This is a genomic window from Streptomyces sp. NPDC048290, from assembly GCF_040652095.1.
GTDB lineage: Bacteria > Actinomycetota > Actinomycetes > Streptomycetales > Streptomycetaceae > Streptomyces.
Genome location: NZ_JBEZLM010000009.1, coordinates 180,678 through 198,208, shown reverse-complemented (window position 1 = coordinate 198,208; position 17,531 = coordinate 180,678). Strand labels below are relative to the sequence as shown.

Below are 17,531 nucleotides of genomic sequence, written 5' to 3'. Positions count from 1 at the left end.
GCCTGGGAGGATGGAGGGGTGACTGGAACCCTTGTACTGGCGGGCACCCCCATCGGCGACATCGCGGACGCGCCGCCCCGGCTCGCCGAGGAGCTGGCGGGCGCGGACGTGATCGCCGCCGAGGACACCCGGCGGCTGCGCCGGCTGACCCAGGCCCTCGGGGTCACGCCGAGGGGCCGGGTGGTGTCGTACTTCGAGGGCAACGAGGCCGCCCGCACCCCGGAGCTGGCCGAGGAGCTGTCCGGCGGGGCGCGGGTGCTGCTGGTCACGGACGCCGGGATGCCGTCGGTGTCCGACCCCGGGTACCGGCTGGTCGCGGCGGCCGTCGAGCGGGACATCCGGGTCACCGCCGTACCGGGGCCGTCCGCCGTGCTCACCGCGCTGGCGCTGTCCGGGCTGCCGGTGGACCGGTTCTGCTTCGAGGGGTTCCTGCCGCGCAAGGGCGGGGAGCGGCTGTCCCGGCTGCGCGAGGTCGCCGCCGAGCGTCGCACCCTCGTCTACTTCGAGGCCCCGCACCGCCTCGACGACACTCTCGCGGCGATGGCCGAGGTGTTCGGCGCGGACCGCCGGGCCGCCGTCTGCCGCGAGCTGACCAAGACGTACGAGGAGGTGCGCCGGGGACCGCTGGCCGAGCTGGCGGCCTGGGCGGCGGACGGCGTGCGCGGCGAGATCACGGTGGTGGTGGAGGGGGCGCCGGAGCGGCCGGAGGGGGAGATCGGCCCGGCGGAGCTCGTGCGCCGGGTGCGGGTGCGCGAGGAGGCGGGGGAGCGGCGCAAGGAGGCCATCGCGGCGGTCGCCGTGGAGGCGGGGGTGCCCAAGCGGGTCGTCTTCGACGCGGTGGTGGCGGCCAAGCAGGGCGCGTGATGCCCCCGGCGGGGATCGCGTGCGTGCGGTGACGTCCCGGCGGGGATCGCGTCTGTGCGGTGACGCCCCGCCGGGCATCCCGTCCGCGCCGTGACGCCCCGCCGGCACCCCGTCCGCGCGCCTTCCACACCTGTCTTGACGGACCCCTGATCCACGCTTCGGCAAAGTGGAGGGCTGTCCTCCGGGGGTTTCGGCAAGGAACGGCCAAGCCGTGGCCAACTCTCTACAGGGCGGGTGCGTCCGGGGCCGCGGAGGCGTTCCCTGTTCTGAGGGGACGCACCCGTCCCCGACGGACCAGCGGACACCACAGGAGCTGGCATGAGCGAGATCGCAGGGCAGACCGGCCTCCGCAGCGCGGCGGGCGCCATCGTCCACGAGTCCTACTCCTTCGCCTGCATGAGGTGCGGGCACGGCTGGGAGCAGTCGTACGAGATAGAGCACCACACGGACACCGACGGCCGCGCCTTCGTGCTGTACGTGGCGGACGGGCAGGTCGTGCCGTCCCCGCTGAACCGGCCGACCTGCGCGAACTGCGACGGTCATGTGCTGCGGATCATGGCCGCGGGCCAGGTCTCCGGGGTCCGGGAGGCGGCGCGACGCAGCACCGCCCGGCCCGCCCCGAGCCCGGCGGCGGACGCGTCCGGCGACGCCCCGGCCGACGCGCCGCGCGAGCACCACTGGCACCTCTCCGATCTGCTGCACCCCTTCCACCGCCGGGCGAGCTGAGCCCCGGCCCACGGTCCCGGGCCCGGCGGACGGCCTCCCCCGCCGGGCCCGACGGCTGTCCGGCACCTGTGCCGCGGCTTCCGGTGCCGTGCCTTCCGTAGGATCGGCACATGCCTTCGAACGCCTCCGACGCCTCCGGCAAGGACTCCGCGCCGCCGCTGCCGCAGCCGCTGCGGGTCCCCGTCGCCGACTCGCACACCCATCTCGACATGCAGTCGGGCACGGTCGCGGAGGCCCTCGCCAAGGCCGCGTCCGCCGGGGTCACCACGGTCGTCCAGGTCGGCTGCGACGTCCGGGGCTCCCGCTGGGCGGCCGAGACGGCGGCGGCGTACGACAGCGTCCACGCGGCCGTCGCCCTGCACCCCAACGAGGCGCCCCGGATCGTGCACGGCGATCCCGACGGGTGGTCCCGGCAGGGGGCGAGGACCCCGGGCGGTGACCCGGCCCTGGACGACGCGCTCGCCGAGATCGACCGGCTGGCCGCGCTGGACCATGTGAAGGCGGTCGGCGAGACCGGCCTCGACCACTTCCGCACCGGACCGGAGGGCAAGGACGCCCAGGAGCGCTCCTTCCGCGCCCACATCGAGATCGCCAAACGGCACGGCAAGGCCCTGGTCATCCACGACCGCGACGCCCACGCCGACGTCCTGCGCGTACTGAAGGAGGAGGGCGCCCCCGAACGGACCGTCTTCCACTGCTACTCCGGCGACGCCGAGATGGCCGAGATCTGCGCCCGCGCCGGGTACTACATGTCCTTCGCCGGGAACGTCACCTTCAAGAACGCGCAGAACCTGCGGGACGCGCTCGCCGTCGCCCCGCCGGAGCTGATCCTGGTGGAGACCGACGCCCCGTTCCTGACCCCGGCCCCGTACCGCGGACGGCCCAACGCGCCGTATCTCATTCCGGTCACGGTCCGCGCGATGGCCGCCGTGCGCGGGGTGCACGAGGACGAGCTGGCGACCGCCCTGGCCGCCAACACGGCCCGCGCCTTCGGCTATGGCGAACACGTGTAGTAGCCGCGCCGCTTTGGAGAGTGACGAACCCTCCGCTACGTTCTGGGAGCCCGATCCGGACCCGCCTTGCCCCAGGAGCGTGTCGGCGTGAGCAGTCAGCAGCACGAGTACGCGACCGCGTACGCGCACGCGAACCCCTACGCCGATCCGGGCCCGTACGGCACCGGCACCGCCCCGCACGCGGCGGAGACGCTCCCGTACGGGACCGCGTACGAGACGCCCGGGATGTACGGGACACCCGGGCCGTACGGGACACCCGGGCCGTACGGGACGTACGAAACATCCGAGGCGTCCGAGGCGTCCGAGACTCCGGGTGACCCGCCCGGCGAGACCCGCCTGCCCCGCCAGTCCGGCACCGCCCCCGCCGCCGACGCCCCCGCCGCCGCCCCCGCCGCCCCCGACGACCCCGCCCCCGGCCGCTCCGCCCACCGCCGCAGGGCTCCGGGCGGCGGGACCGTCGGCCCCGTCCGCCGACTGCTGCCCCGCGCCCTGGTCGTCGCCTTCCTCGCCGGGGGCACCACCGCGTTCGTCGCCAAGGACAAGGCCGTCGAACTGACCGTCGACGGACAGCCCCGCACCCTGCACACCTTCGCCGACGACGTGCGCGAACTCCTCGCCGACCAGGGCGTCCAGGTAGGCGCCCACGACCAGGTGACCCCCGCCTCCGGCACCGGACTGACCAGCGGCGACGAGATCGCCGTCCGCTACGGCCGCCCCCTGCGGCTCACCCTCGACGGGCGGCGCCACGAGGTGTGGACCACCGGCCGCACGGTCGGCGAGGCCCTGAGCCAGCTCGGGGTGCGTGCCGAGGGCGCCTACCTCTCCGCCGCCCGCTCCCGCCCCATCGGCCGCGCGGGACTCGCCCTGGACGTCCGGACCGAACGCGCGGTGACCGTGATGGCCGACGGCCGGGCCCGGACCGTCCGCACCAACGCGGCGACCGTCGGCGAGGCCGTGCACGCGGCCGGGGTCACCCTGCGCGGCGAGGACGCCCTCTCGGTGGCGCCGGGCAGCTTCCCCCGCGACGGACAGACCGTCACCGTGCTGCGGATCACCGGCTCCCGCGAGATCCGCGAGGAGGAGATCCCCTTCGCGGTACGGCGGACCGAGGACCCGGCGCTGTTCACCGGGCAGGAGGTCATCGACCAGGCCGGACGGCCGGGGCTGCGCCGGGTCGCGTACGCCCTGCGGACCGTCAACGGGGTGCGCCAGCAGCCGCGCCGGATCGGCGCCGAGGTGGTGCGCCCGCCCCAGGACCGGGTGGTGCGGGTCGGCACCCGGGCCATGCCGTCGGGCGTGGCGGGCGCGGACCATCTCGACTGGCGGTCCCTCGCGGTCTGCGAGTCCGGCGGCCGTCCGGGCGCGGTCGACCCGTCGGGCACGTACGGCGGGCTGTACCAGTTCGACACCCAGACCTGGCAGAGCCTCGGCGGCTCCGGGCGCCCCCAGGACGCCCCCGCGACCGAGCAGACCTTCCGGGCGAAGAAGCTGTATGTGCAGCGCGGGGCGAGCCCCTGGCCGCACTGCGGGGCCCGGCTGGGCGGCTGACCCCCTGGCGGCCCGTACCCTGGTGCGGTGAGCAGCTCCACCCCTGACGCCCTGCTGGGCCCCGCCGACATCCGTGACCTCGCCGCGGCGCTCGGCGTCCGGCCGACCAAGCAGCGCGGCCAGAACTTCGTCATCGACGCCAACACGGTCCGCCGGATCGTCCGCACCGCCGATGTCCGGCCCGACGACGTGGTGGTGGAGGTCGGACCGGGGCTCGGTTCGCTGACCCTGGCGCTCCTTGAGGTCGCCGACCGGGTCACGGCCGTCGAGATCGACGACGTGCTCGCCGCCGCGCTGCCCGCGACCATCGCCGCGCGGATGCCGGAGCGGGCGGACCGTTTCGCGCTGGTCCACTCGGACGCCATGCGGGTCACCGCACTGCCCGGCCCCGCGCCCACCGCGCTGGTCGCGAACCTCCCCTACAACGTGGCCGTCCCCGTGCTGCTGCACATGCTGGAGACCTTCCCCAGCATCGAGCGCACCCTCGTCATGGTCCAGTCGGAAGTGGCCGACCGCCTGGCCGCCCCACCCGGCTCGAAGGTGTACGGCGTCCCGTCGGTGAAGGCCAACTGGTACGCCGACGTCAAGCGCGCCGGGGCCATCGGCCGCACGGTGTTCTGGCCCGCGCCCAACGTGGACAGCGGCCTGGTGTCCCTGACGCGCCGCACGGAGCCGGTGAAGACGACGGCGGCCCGCAAGGAGGTCTTCGCGGTGGTGGACGCGGCGTTCGCACAGCGCCGCAAGACCCTGCGGGCCGCGCTGTCCGGCTGGGCGGGGTCGGCGGCGGCGGCCGAGACGGCGCTCGTCGCGGCGGGAGTGTCCCCGCAGGCGCGCGGGGAGTCGCTGACGGTCGAGGAGTTCGCCCGCATCGCCGAACACCGCAGTGCCTAGCCTCGTATCGCCGAACACAAGGAGCCGTAGCACGTGGAGCAGGTGAAGCCCGTGAGCGTGACGGTACGCGTCCCGGCCAAGGTCAATGTGCAGCTCGCGGTGGGCGCGGCCCGCCCCGACGGCTTCCACGACCTGGCCAACGTCTTCCTCGCGGTCGGCCTCCACGACGAGGTGACGGTCACCCCCGCCGACGCCCTCCGGGTCACCTGCTCGGGACCCGACGCCGACCAGGTCCCCCTGGACCGCACCAACCTCGCCGCCCGCGCGGCCCTCGCCCTCGCGGAGCGGTACGGCCGCGACCCCGCCGTCCATCTCCACATCGCCAAGGACATCCCGGTCGCCGGGGGCATGGCGGGCGGCAGCGCGGACGGCGCCGCCGCGCTGCTGGCCTGCGACACCCTGTGGGGCACCGGCGCCTCCCGCGCCGAACTCCTCGACATCTGCGCCGAGCTGGGCAGCGATGTGCCGTTCAGCCTGGTCGGCGGGGCGGCGCTGGGCACCGGCCGGGGCGAGAAGCTGACCCCGCTGGAGGTCGGCGGCACCTTCCACTGGGTCTTCGCCCTGGCCGACGGCGGTCTGTCCACCCCGGCGGTGTTCCGCGAGTTCGACCGCCTGGCGGAGGAGTCAGGCCGCGAGATCCCCGAGCCGATGCCCTCCGACCCCCTCCTGGCAGCCCTGGCGAAGGGCGACCCGCACGCCCTGGCCGCCACGGTCTCCAACGACCTCCAGCCGGCGGCGCTGTCCCTGCGCCCGTCCCTCGCGGCCACCCTCGCCGCGGGCCGCGAGGCGGGCGCCCTGACCGCCCTGGTCTCGGGCTCGGGCCCCACGACGGCGTTCCTGGCCCCCGACGCCCCCTCGGCGACGAAGATCGCGGAGGCGCTGACGGGGGTGTGCCGGACGGTACGGACGACAACAGCACCGGCGCCGGGGGCGACGGTCGTCTGACGGGTCCGTCAGGGCCTGGCGAGGGCCAGTTCGAAGTCGACGTCGAAGGGCTCGGCGACCCTGATCCGCTCCCGCCGAAGGCCCATGTGCCGGTACGCCCCGGTGAGCGGAACACGTTCGTAGACATGGACGACCGGCTGATCCGTCCCCATGTCCCGCTCGACCCGCCAGTAGTGCGGGACACCGGCGGCGGCGTACTTCAACGGCTTGGTCGTACCGTCGCGCGACGCGGACTCCGGCGTGACCACTTCGACGGCGAGCAGCGCGTCCCGCGCCTCGAAACAGTCCTGATCGAGACTGGTCAGAGCACCGGCACGGAGCACCATGACATCCGGCAGCGGGGCGTTGCCGTCGTCGAGCCGCAGGGGCATCTCCCGGGCGAGCGTCAGCTCCGTCGGAAGAGTCCGCCTCAGGCCGCTCATCAGCAGGTCGATCACGGAGAAGTGGTAGTAGCGCTGCGGGCTCACGAAAACGAGGCTCCCGTCCATCAGCTGGGTGCGTGGCGGGAGGCTGTCCAGGGTGAGCAGGTCGTCCACGGTGTAGCCGCGCTCCGGCGGCCTGGGCCACCGGACGCTGTCACCCGGCTCGGCGCTCAAGGTTTCTCCCATGGCGGAGAGCCTGCTGCACTCCCTGTCCCGCCACCGTCCGTCCCCCATCCCCTCATCACAAAGAGTGACCGCCCCCTCGCGCGTCGCCCCGTTCCGGTCAGGCCCTACGCTTGAAGGCTGACCGACCCCCGCGCAGCAGGAGAAAAATGGCCGTCAACCTGGTCAATGTCGAGAACGTCAGCAAGGTGTACGGCACCCGTGCCCTGCTGGACGGAGTGTCCCTCGGCGTCTCCGAAGGTGACCGGATCGGGGTGGTGGGGCGCAACGGGGACGGCAAGACGACGCTGATCAGGATGCTGGCCCGGCTGGAGGAGGCCGACACCGGGCGGGTCACCCACTCCGGCGGGCTGCGCCTCGGCGTGCTCACCCAGCATGACTCCCTCGACCCCGCCGCCACCGTCCGCCATGAGGTGATCGGCGACATGGCCGACCACGAGTGGGCGGGCGACGCCAAGGTCAGGGACGTCCTGACGGGGCTCTTCGGCGGCCTCGACCTGCCCGGCTTCCCCAAGGGCCTGGACACCGTCATCGGACCCCTGTCCGGCGGTGAGCGGCGGCGCATCGCGCTGGCCAAGCTGCTCATCGAGGAGCAGGACCTGATCGTGCTGGACGAGCCGACCAACCACCTCGACGTCGAGGGCATCGCCTGGCTCGCCCGCCATCTGCGCGAGCGCCGCGCCGCCCTGGTCTGCGTCACCCACGACCGCTGGTTCCTGGACCAGGTCTGCACCCGCATGTGGGACGTCCAGCGCGGCTCGGTCCATGAGTACGAGGGCGGCTACTCCGACTATGTCTTCGCCCGCGCCGAGCGCGAGCGGATCGCCGCCACCGAGGAGACCAAGCGGCAGAACCTGGTCCGCAAGGAGCTGGCCTGGCTGCGCCGGGGCGCCCCCGCCCGTACCTCCAAGCCCCGCTTCCGCGTCGAGGCCGCCAACGAGCTGATCCGGGACGTACCGCCGCCCCGGGACAGGAGCGAGCTGATGCGGTTCGCGTCCTCCCGGCTCGGCAAGACGGTGTTCGACCTGGAGGACATCACCGTCCAGGCCGGGCCCAAGGTGCTGCTCCAGCACGTCACCTGGCAGCTCGGCCCCGGCGACCGGATCGGCCTGGTCGGGGTGAACGGCGCCGGGAAGACCTCCCTGCTGCGCGCCCTCGCCGACGCGGCCCGCAGCGAAGGCGAGATCCAGCCCACCGCCGGGCGGGTCGCCGTCGGCAAGACCGTCAAGCTGGCCTATCTCTCCCAGGAGGTCGCCGAACTCGACCCCGCCCTGCGGGTCCTGGAGGCCGTCCAGCAGGTACGCGAGCGCGTCGACCTCGGCAAGGGCCGGGAGCTGACCGCCGGACAGCTCTGCGAGACCTTCGGCTTCAACAAGGAGAAGCAGTGGACGCCGGTCGGCGACCTCAGCGGCGGTGAGCGCCGCCGCCTCCAGGTGCTGCGGCTGCTCATGGACGAGCCCAACGTCCTCTTCCTGGACGAGCCCACCAACGACCTCGACATCGAGACCCTCACCCAGCTCGAAGACGTCCTCGACGGCTGGCCCGGCTCGATGATCGTCATCTCTCACGACCGGTTCTTCGTGGAGCGCACCACCGACACGGTGTACGCGCTGCTGGGCGACGGCGCCCTGCGGATGCTGCCGCGCGGTATCGACGAGTACCTGGAGCGCCGGCTGCGGATGGAGGAGACGGCCGCCGCCTCCGCCGCCCCGGCCGCCGCCGCCCGCCCCGCGCCCGAGAAGAGCGCCGCCGACCAGCGCGCCGCCAAGAAGGAACTCCAGAAGATCGAACGTCGGCTGGACAAGATCTCCGACCAGGAGACCGCGCTGCACGACCGGATCGCCACCCACGCCACCGACTTCGCGAAGGTCGCCGAACTGGACGCCGAACTGCGCGCGTTGAGCGGTGAACGCGAGGAACTGGAGATGAAGTGGCTGGAACTGGCGGAGGACGCGTGACGCCCGCCGCCCGGATCCGGAGGGCTTCCCCCACCTCGTGAAGGGGGCGTGAAGACGCATCACGGGCGCATCACGGCCCGGTGCTCCCTTGGGAACAGGGGCGGCGCCGGGCCGTTGTGGTGTCGGTGGCGGGTGATAGAAAGGGCCGGTCTGAGAACCGTACGAGAGCGCGTCCGAGTCCCTCACGAGCCTCCGGGCGTGGCTAAAAGTCAGTAACAGGGGGAACACGCTGATGGCTCAGCCGCCCAATCAGCCGCCGCCGCAGGGCGGGTTCGGAGCACCGCAGGACCAGCCGCCCCAGCAGCCGCCCGCCGGGGGCGGTTTCGGCCCCCCGCCACAGGCGCCGCCCCCACCCCCGCAGACCCCGCCGCAACCCGGCTACGGCTCCCCGCAGCAGCCCGCCCCCGGCCCGTACGGCCCCCCGCCGGGCCCGTACACCACCCCCGCGCAACCGGGGCAGCCGTCGTACCCGCCCTCCGGCTACGGGCACCCGCAGCCCCCGGGCCCGTACGGCGCCCAGCCCCCCGCCTACGGCTATCCGCAGCCCGGTCCGGGCTACCCCGGCGGTCCCGGTTACCCCGCCCCGCCGCCCCCTCCCCCCGGCTCGCGCAACCCCTTCAAGGGCAAGCCCGCGATGATCGTCGGCGCGGCGCTGGCGGTGCTGCTGGTGATCGGCGGAACGGTCTTCGCGGTCACCCGCGACGACGACGGCGGCAAGGAACCCGTCGCCGAGCAGAGCGGCGACACCGGCCCGACCGCGTCCGACGACCCGGTCAACCCCGGCGACGGCGAGGGCGACACCGCGGGCGCCGACCCGGACGACCTCAACGCGGGCCGCGAGGACGGCGATTCCAAGGTGCTCTGGTACAAGGAGGCTCCGGACGCCCCCGGCGACGGCGCCGACGCCCCCGGCATGTGGATCACCGGCACGACGGCGGTGAAGGCCGCCTACAAGCAGGTCTTCGCCTACGACGTGGCCAACGGCGACCCCAGCTGGGACCCGATCACCTTCCCCCAGCAGATCTGCGCGGTCACCCGGCAGCAGTCCGCCGACGACACCGTCGTCGTCGCCTATATGAACGGCACCAGCGACCGCGCCACCTGCAACCAGCTCCAGCAGATCGACCTGGCCACCGGCGCCAAGGGCTGGCAGACCGAGGTCGAGGAGGGCGCGCTGTTCGACAGCACGCTCAGCCTGGAACTGTCGGTCGCGGGCGACACCCTGATGGTGGGCCGCTCCCAGTCCGGGACCGCGTACGACATCACCACCGGCAAGAAGCTCTTCGACACCAAGTCCTACGACGACTCCTGCTTCCCCGCCGGGTACGCGGGCAGCGGCGACCGGCTCCTCCAGGTCGCCTCCTGCGGCGCGGGCACCGACACGGCGCACGACGAGATGCGCGAACTGGACCCGCGTACCGGCAAGGTCCGCTGGACGCAGAAGTTCGACGACGGCTGGCGGGTGGCGCGCACCTACTCCGTGGACCCGTTGGTGGTGTACTCCACCAACGAGGACAAGAAGCAGTGGAACATCTCCGTCCTCGGCGCGAACGGAGCCTTCACCGCCCAGGTCGCCTTCGACGAGAACTTCGCCCCCGAGTGCGGCTGGGCGATCCTCCAGCGCGACCTGACCGGCTGTGAGGGCGTCGCCGCCGACGCCTCGACCCTCTATCTGCCGACCGAGGCCACGACCGGCGCCAACGAGATCGTCGCGATCGGTCTGGCCGACGGCAAGGAGAAGTGGCGGGTGAAGTCCCCCACGGAGCAGTCGATGCTGCCGCTGCGGATCGAGGACGGACAGCTGATCGCCTACGCCGAGGCGTCCTACGACACCGGCGGCCGGGTGGTGTCCATCCCGCTCACCGGCGACCACAAGCCGCGCACCCTGCTCCAGAACCCGCAGGGCGCCGCCCAGGTCGAAGGCAGCTTCTTCTCCCGGGACATGGCCTGGGAGGACGGCCGGTTCTTCCTCTCCACGACCAGGCTGACGGGCAACGACGAGTCCCAGGAGAAGCTGATGCTGGCCTACGGCAAGTAGCCCCTGCCGCCTCCTCGCTCCCGCGCTCCGCTCCGCCATCTCCCCGAGGTACTCCGCCATGACCCAGCCCCCGCCGCCCCCGCCGCCCCACGAGCCGCCCCAGGGCGACGGCTTCGGCCCCCCGCAGCAGCCCCCCGCCCAGCCGGGCTACGGCTACCCGTCGTCGCCCCCGTCCCCTCCGCCCGGCTACGGCTATCCCGCCCAGCCGCCCCCGAACCCGTACGCCACCCAGCAGCCCCCGTCCCCGTCGGCGTATCCGCCCCCGCCCCCCGGCTACGGCTATCCGCAGCCGACCGTGCCGCTCCAGGCGCACCCCGGACAGCCCGGCGGACCCGGCCCGTCCGGTCGCCGGAAGATCAACGCCCAACTGGCGATCATCGTCTCGGCGGTCGTCGCCATCGCGCTGATCATCGGCGGCGGGGTCTGGTACGCCCAGTCCTCCGACGACGCCGACACGGCGGGCGGCACCCCGAGCCCCACCGGCTCCGGCGGCGCGGACGCCGGTACGGCCCCGAAGGGCTCGGAGCGGGTCCCGGCGGACCCGGCGGCCGATCTGCTCTTCCAGATCCCCGCGCCGGCCGTGAAGGACGAGCAGATCGACAGCGTCATCGGCTCCTGGCTGACCGACTCGGTGTACGCCAAGAGCGGGGTGAACGAGGTCGTCGGCTACGACCCGGACACCGGCGACGAGCGCTGGACCCTGCCGCTCACCGGCCAGACCTGCGGGTTCGCCCGGCAGATCGCCGGTGACGGGACGAGCGTGGTGCTCTCGGAGACCCGTAAGCGCAATGCCCAGGGCGACCACGAGCCGTGCACCCAGATCACCGCGTTCCAGGTGGCCACCGGCAAGAAGCTGTGGAGCAAGAGCGTCACCCTCAACGATGTGGAGGTGGTGTTCGCCGAGGCCAGCATCTCCGGCTCCACGGTCGCCATCGGCGGCGGCTTCACCGGCGGCGCCGCCTTCGACCTGACCAGCGGCAAGGTGCTCTGGCAGCCGAAGGTCGGCAACTGCGCGGACGCGGGCTACGCGGGCGGTGAGCAGCTGGTCGCGGTCCACAGGTGCGGCGAGTACGGCTCGGAGACGTACGAGGTCCAGCTGATCGACCCCCGTACGGGCGCGGTCACCTGGGGCTACAAGCTCCCGGCCGGGCTGGAGAACATCAAGGTGATCTCCACCGATCCGGTGGTGTTCGGACTGGACTCGGCGGACATCACCGCCTCCGGCGCCTCGGACGTCTTCTCCCTCGACGACAAGGGCAAGCTGCTCTACAAGATCGCGCTGAAGGACGGCGAGTACGAGCACCGCTGCGAGATCAGCCGGACCGACGGCTGCGACGGCCTCGTGGTCGGCAACGGCAAGCTCTGGGTGCCGACCAAGGAGCACGACGGCGGCGGCGAGTACGGCTCGACCAACGAGATCGTGGCGTACTCCCTGGAGACCGGGAAGACCACCGGCGACCGGATCGACGCCGGGGACCAGTACCGGATCTTCCCGGTGCGGATGGACGGCGGCGATCTGATCGCCTACAAGGAGGGCCCGTACGACGGCGGCGACCAGATCGTCTCCGTCGACGCCGCCACGACGAAGCAGACCACCCTGCTGGAGACCCCGGGCAGCCGCTCGGTACGGGACGCGATCAGCAAGATGGTGCCGGAGTCCGCGGAGCTGTGGTACACCGACGGACGGCTGTTCCTCGGCAAGAAACTGATCAGCAAGCCGTACACGGAGGGCGAAGAGGTGTTCACGGCGCTGGGGTTCGGCGCGAAGTAGCCACCGCGCGCCACCTGTGCGACCCCACCCACCTCTTTCTCCCGCCCCACCGGCGCGATTCCGCCACGCGCCCGCACCGCCCCAGCTCAGCGCCGGGGCGGTGCACGTTCCTCACAAACCCCATGAACGCGATGATTATCGACGATCCACGACACTTCTCTCCCGTAGGGGAAGCGCAATGTCGAACAAGCGTGTAGCTTCCGGGGGCATGAGGAGCAGGGGTGTCCCGGGCCCGGTGTCACGGGCTCCGATCATGGGGAGCGATGACCACCCGTAGTGGGCATCCATGGGGGGACTGGGGGGACTGGGGGGTTCTCGATGGGAGTGCGGCTGATGGTGGTCGACGACCACCGCCTGCTGGCCGAGGCACTGGCCTCGGCACTGAAACTGCGCGGGCACCGGGTGCTCGCCGCGGCGGCACCCGCCGCGGGCGCGGCGGAACTGGTGATCGCGCGTGCGCCGGAGGTGTGCCTGCTGGGGACGGCGACACCGGCCGAGCCGGGCGCGTTCGACCCGGTGGCGAAGATCAAACGGGAGCGTCCGCAGGTGGCGGTGCTGGTCCTCGGACCGGTGCCGAGCCCGCGCGGCATCGCGGCGGCCTTCGCGGCGGGCGCCTCCGGCTATGTACGGCACGACGAGCGGATAGAGGGTGTGGAACGCGCCATCATGAAGGCCCGCGCGGGCGAGGCGGCGGTGGCCCCGCAACTCCTCCAGGGCGCGTTCAGCGAACTCCTGAACCCCGCCGCCCAGCCGGACGACGAGGGCCGCCGGCTGCTGCGTATGCTCACCCCGCGCGAGGTGGAGGTCCTGGTCCGGGTCGCCGAGGGCGAGGACACCCGGCTGATCGCCGCGGGCATGGGCATCGCCCCGTCCACGGCCCGCACCCACGTCCAGCGCGTCCTGATGAAACTCGGCGTCGGCTCCCGCCTGGAAGCCGCCGCCCTCGCCGCGAGAACGGGCCTCCTGGACCACGCGGGCCCGTTCCCCTCGGGGACGCCGGGACGGGTGCGGGAGAACGGGGTGGAGCGGGAGCTGTAGGGGGCTGAGGGGCCGGGATTCGGCTGAATCCCGGCCCCTCACCTTTGTCCACCGGGTCCGGTCGCTCCGGTCCGGACCCCGCTGCCGTCATCCGATGGTCAGCTTCTCCGTCCGCCAGTTGCTCTCGGCGCTGATCACCGCGGTCCGTGCGCCGATCACCGAGGCTCCGCCCTTGTGGAAGTAGAGCTGATGGTCGGTGCCCAGCGCCCACACATCCGGAATGCCGTCCTTGTTGACGTCAGGGGTGCCGCGCAGATGGGTCACGGGGACCGTCGTCTTGTCCCAGCCTTCCGCGTAGACCTCGTCGGCGCCCGTCTTGGAGGCGGCGGCCGTCGACAGCGAGGCGATGGTGGCGCCACCCGCGCTGTCCTTGACCCCGTAGCGCAGCAGGAGACGGCTGCTGGACTCCGAGCGCCACAGCAGGTCGGGCGCGCCGTCGGCGTCATGGTCGCCGACCGAGACGAGGTCCCGTTCGAGCCAGGCTGTCGCGGAGATCTTGGTGACGTTCAGGAAGGTGGCGCCGGTGTAGCCCTCGAAGGCCCACAGCTCGCCGCCGGCCGCGGTGGCGAACAGGTCGACCCGGCCGTCCCGGTCGTAGTCGCCCACGACGAGTTGGTCGAGGGTCGCCGGGTCGGGGGAGCCGGCGGGCAGCCGCACGCTCATGCGCTGGGCGATGTCGAGACTGCCGTAGCCGTCGCCGGGATAGACGTACAGCTTTCCGTCGGGCATCCGGGCGAAGACATCACCGAGGCCGTCGGCGCCGATGGTGTCCGCGCCATGGGTGATCAGCGCGGGCTTGCCGTCGGCGCCCTTCCAGTAGCCCGGCCGATGCGGCTCGCCGTCGCCGTCGGGGTCGCTGAGCAGCCCGACGGTGTTGTCGTGTGCGGCGGAGAGCGAGGTGTGGAGATCGCCGGTGGCGGTGGACGGGAACATGTTCAGATCGCCGTCCTTGTTCATGACGAGGAGATCGGGAATGGTGTCCCCGGTCAGATCGCCCGGCCCGTCGGCCTTGTCGCGCGGGCTGACGTAGAACAGGTACTTGGTGCCCAGTGAGAGGTTGCCGGAGCCGTCCTTGGCCCGCACGTACAGCACGTTGGGGCCGGCCATCGGCGGTGACAGGGGCAGCTTGAGAGCCTTGCCGGGGGTTACGGGGTTGTTGTAGCTCGTCGTGTTGAAGGAGTAGGCGAATTCGACGATGTCCTGGTCGCCGTCCGGCATGAAGGTGAAGAAGCCGGGTGTGCCGAAGTCGACCTCGGACCAGTTCGTGCCCTCGTCGTTGGCCGCAGGGAAGTCGGTGGAACTGACGATCGGCTCATTGGGCGGGTCGCTGTCGAAGATGAACCGGCACGACCCCGGGCTGGCGGTGGGGGCGTACGCCGAGGCGGCCCCGCTGTGGTCGATGGCGCGCACCCGCCAGGCGTAGGTCTTGCCGTTGGTGAAGTCCGCCTTGTCGATCGTGACCGACGCCTTGCCGGTACTGGTCACCACCACGTTCTGGTCCACGAGCCGGACCATGGTGTCGGTGCGCCACAGCTCGAAGTCCAGATACTTCAGATCCTGCCGGATGGAGGTGTCGTCGGGGTCGGAGGAGGCCGCCGACAGGATGACATCGCGCTTGCCGACGTGGATGTAGGGCGTGGCCCGGTCGCAGATGGTGCCGGGGATCATCGCCAACGACGTCGGAGTCTTCGGCTTGCGGTTGTAGACGATGCGCAGCTTGGGCGCGCCGTCACGCTCCGCGAGGAACTTCTTCCACGAGTACGCCGAGTCCTCGTCGGTGGCGCGCAACCCGATGGTCAGGTAGGACGCGCCGCTGTCGGCCGTGTCCTGGGTGACCGCCTTGGCGTCGAAGGAGACATAGGCGTCGGGGCAACTGGAGTTCCAGCCGTGGGCGAAGGACTTCCTGTCGATCTCCGTCTTCCAGTCCGGCTGGTTGTTCCAGGTGGTGCTGGAGGAGATTCCGCCGGTCAGCCACACCTGCATCTCGCGCGGGCTGCACGACCAGGCGTAGGTCTCCCGCAGGTCGAGGGTGGCCGAGGAGATGTGCGCGCCCTTGATGTTCGTGGACCAGCCGAGCCGGAAGAAGGAGCGGGACAACCCCCAGGTGGTCGACTCGAAGCCGACGCGGGCCTCGGTCGTTCCGCTGTTGTAGTTGGTGCCGTCGAAGAAGCTGGAGCTGGGGTACTTCTTGTACGCCGTCGTCCAGTGCTGGGTCTTGCCGTAGATGGTGGGATCGATGAACACCGGGTACACCGTGGCGGTGTCGGCCAGCAGCTTTGCGTCCGGGACGATGCTCAGGCCGGTGGAGGTGGTGCCGGGCGCGGTCAGGCGGGCACCGGCGACGGCCATATGGGTTCCGGGGTCCGGGCCGGCCAGTCCGGGCAGCGCGAACACCTCGGAGTCGTCCAGGGCCGCCCGCCGGGCGGTGCCGGGCAGTCCGTCCGCGTCCGGCGCCTTCCGGTACGGTGCCGCGTGCATGTGGGTGCCGCCCGGCGGTGCCGTGTCCCCCCGGTGAGCGGCGGGATCGGCGTCCTCCGTGGTCTCGGGGCGGGGTGTGGCGCCGCTGGTGGGCGGGGGGACCGGCGTGGCGTTCTCGGTCGGTGCCGCGGTGTCCGACCCGGTGTCCGGTGCGGATCCCTCGCCGATCGGTGCGCCCGGTTCCTCCGAGTACGAGGGAGTGGGTTCGGCGGGGGCTTCGGTGGGCGCGGGGTCGGCGCCCTCGGTGACGGCGTACTCACCCGCGGAGTCCCACATGTACGGCGTGGGGGAGACGGCGATCGCCGTACCGTTGCGGTCCTGGCCGGTGACGACCCTGGTGACCGGGTCCAGGTGGAAGGTCAGTTGGGGGGACGACAGCCCGTAGGACAGGGAGTCGAGGGCCGGGTTCTGCGCCGCCGCCTTGCTGTGCACCACGAGCACCTGGCTGAAGCCGCTCTCCTGTGCGGTCAGCAGCAGATCCACACCGTCGAAGACGTTCCGGTACAGCGCACTGGAACCGCTGATCACCGGGCTGGGGAGGGCACCGGGCCAACTCAGCGTCACCGTGTGCCCGTCACTGGTGATCGTCGCCAACTCGCTGTACGGCGTGGTCTCGTCGGCGACCCGCAGGGCCCGGCCGCCCTTCGCGACCGTGAACACCGCGGGTTCGGCGCGGGTGGTGCCGTCCGGGGCCGCACCGCCCGGGGCGCCGCCCTCGCCACCCGCCGAGAAGACCACCGGGTCGACCGTCGCCCGCGACGCCCAGCCGTCGTCGGTGCGCGTGAGCCGGGTGTCGATCGGCTTCCACTCGCCGTCCACCTTGGCTCTGATGGGCGCGGCGTGGGCGACCAGTTCGAAGCGGCCGTCCGGGCGGGCGTAGACGGTGGAGGTCTCGTCGCGCAGCGCGGTCACTTCGACGCGCTTGCCGGTGGAGACGGCGCGCGTCTGGGCCCCGTCCTCGTCGAGCGTGGCGGCGGCCTGTTTCGGCCGGGCGGAGCCCGGGGAGTCGGTGGAGCCGGGGGGATCGCCGCTGTCGAGCAGCGGCATGGTGAGCAGGCCGAGACCGAGCGCGCCGGCGACCACGGCGGCCACCCCCGCTCGGCCGCGCCCGGTCGTGGGCAGGCCGAAGCGACGACGTTCCATGGGCTTTTCGTCCCCTCCCCCTGAAGCTCCGGGGATTCCGGAACTCTGCAGCACTCTGTGACGCCTTTCGGGCGCGCAAAAGGCGGCCAGGAAAGCGAGCACAGAGCATGGCTGATGGCGGGGAATTGCGCCACAGCCTCTATTGCCTTTGTCCTTCCTTGACCTCGGTCCGGGAGCGCCAGGCCCCTTTCGTACGTCTTCAAGGGTGAGGCGAGCAGCTCTTTCGTTTCCCAGGGTGTTCTGCGTCAAACCGCCGCAACTCCCTCACATTTGACATGCTTTTACGTCCGACTTGAAGTGATCTTGGCGTAAAAGAAACGTTTCAGCGGTATTTGATAAAAGCGCTGGCATATATCCCGTGATCCATTTCACACCTGTTGACTTTCCGTGAATCAGTGACTCACCATTCGTGAACTCAAGTGAAGGAACTGTGTCCGCGGGGGCTGCCGCTGTGTGGGGATCACTTTCTTGGAGCGGCAGACGCCGACACGCGCTGTCGCGGGCCGATCGTCG

General features: G+C 72.1%; 12 protein-coding genes. 10 read left to right on the top strand and 2 right to left on the bottom strand.

The window, feature by feature from the left end:
• The first annotated feature begins 18 nt into the window (after nucleotides 1–18).
• From rsmI to AB0D49_RS17840, 6 genes are all read left to right on the top strand, one after another.
• Nucleotides 19–864, top strand: a complete 846-nt coding sequence (gene rsmI, locus AB0D49_RS17865) for a 16S rRNA (cytidine(1402)-2'-O)-methyltransferase (RefSeq protein ID WP_362758077.1) — start codon at nucleotides 19–21, stop codon at nucleotides 862–864.
• Nucleotides 865–1,182: 318 nt separating this feature from the next.
• Nucleotides 1,183–1,590 (top strand): hypothetical protein, encoded by a 408-nt coding sequence (locus AB0D49_RS17860; RefSeq protein ID WP_362758075.1) that lies wholly within the window; start codon nucleotides 1,183–1,185, stop codon nucleotides 1,588–1,590.
• A gap of 110 nt (nucleotides 1,591–1,700) precedes the next feature.
• On the top strand, nucleotides 1,701–2,603 hold the full coding sequence (locus AB0D49_RS17855; RefSeq protein ID WP_362758073.1) for a TatD family hydrolase: 903 nt from the start codon (nucleotides 1,701–1,703) through the stop codon (nucleotides 2,601–2,603).
• 87 nt (nucleotides 2,604–2,690) lie between these two features.
• A complete protein-coding gene (locus tag AB0D49_RS17850; protein WP_362758071.1) occupies nucleotides 2,691–4,151 on the top strand; it encodes a ubiquitin-like domain-containing protein in 1,461 nt (486 codons plus the stop codon).
• 27 nt (nucleotides 4,152–4,178) lie between these two features.
• Nucleotides 4,179–5,042 (top strand): 16S rRNA (adenine(1518)-N(6)/adenine(1519)-N(6))-dimethyltransferase RsmA, encoded by an 864-nt coding sequence (rsmA, locus tag AB0D49_RS17845; protein WP_362758069.1) that lies wholly within the window; start codon nucleotides 4,179–4,181, stop codon nucleotides 5,040–5,042.
• Nucleotides 5,043–5,084: 42 nt separating this feature from the next.
• Nucleotides 5,085–5,987 carry a 4-(cytidine 5'-diphospho)-2-C-methyl-D-erythritol kinase gene (locus AB0D49_RS17840; RefSeq protein ID WP_362758393.1) on the top strand — a complete coding sequence of 301 codons (903 nt, stop codon included), beginning with the start codon at nucleotides 5,085–5,087 and terminating at the stop codon, nucleotides 5,985–5,987.
• 8 nt (nucleotides 5,988–5,995) lie between these two features.
• Here the strand turns inward: AB0D49_RS17840 and AB0D49_RS17835 are convergent, their stop codons facing one another.
• Nucleotides 5,996–6,595 (bottom strand): Uma2 family endonuclease, encoded by a 600-nt coding sequence (locus tag AB0D49_RS17835; RefSeq protein ID WP_362758067.1) that lies wholly within the window; start codon nucleotides 6,593–6,595, stop codon nucleotides 5,996–5,998.
• Between the two features lie 146 nt (nucleotides 6,596–6,741).
• Here AB0D49_RS17835 and AB0D49_RS17830 point away from each other — a divergent pair, with 146 nt between their 5' ends.
• The 4 genes from AB0D49_RS17830 (at nucleotide 6,742) to AB0D49_RS17815 (ending at nucleotide 13,397) form a co-directional block, all read left to right on the top strand.
• Nucleotides 6,742–8,550 (top strand): ABC-F family ATP-binding cassette domain-containing protein, encoded by a 1,809-nt coding sequence (locus tag AB0D49_RS17830; protein ID WP_362758065.1) that lies wholly within the window; start codon nucleotides 6,742–6,744, stop codon nucleotides 8,548–8,550.
• 232 nt (nucleotides 8,551–8,782) lie between these two features.
• Nucleotides 8,783–10,588 (top strand): PQQ-binding-like beta-propeller repeat protein, encoded by a 1,806-nt coding sequence (locus AB0D49_RS17825; RefSeq protein WP_362758063.1) that lies wholly within the window; start codon nucleotides 8,783–8,785, stop codon nucleotides 10,586–10,588.
• Nucleotides 10,589–10,646: 58 nt separating this feature from the next.
• Entirely contained in the window at nucleotides 10,647–12,359 is a 1,713-nt protein-coding gene (locus tag AB0D49_RS17820) for a PQQ-binding-like beta-propeller repeat protein (protein ID WP_362758061.1), read from the top strand.
• A 318-nt stretch (nucleotides 12,360–12,677) separates the two neighbouring features.
• Nucleotides 12,678–13,397 (top strand): response regulator transcription factor, encoded by a 720-nt coding sequence (locus AB0D49_RS17815; RefSeq protein WP_362758059.1) that lies wholly within the window; start codon nucleotides 12,678–12,680, stop codon nucleotides 13,395–13,397.
• Between the two features lie 87 nt (nucleotides 13,398–13,484).
• Here AB0D49_RS17815 and AB0D49_RS17810 read toward each other — a convergent pair whose 3' ends face one another.
• Complete coding sequence (locus AB0D49_RS17810; protein WP_362758057.1) at nucleotides 13,485–17,018, bottom strand: DNRLRE domain-containing protein; 3,534 nt, start codon at nucleotides 17,016–17,018, stop codon at nucleotides 13,485–13,487.
• Between the last annotated feature and the right edge of the window lie 513 nt (nucleotides 17,019–17,531).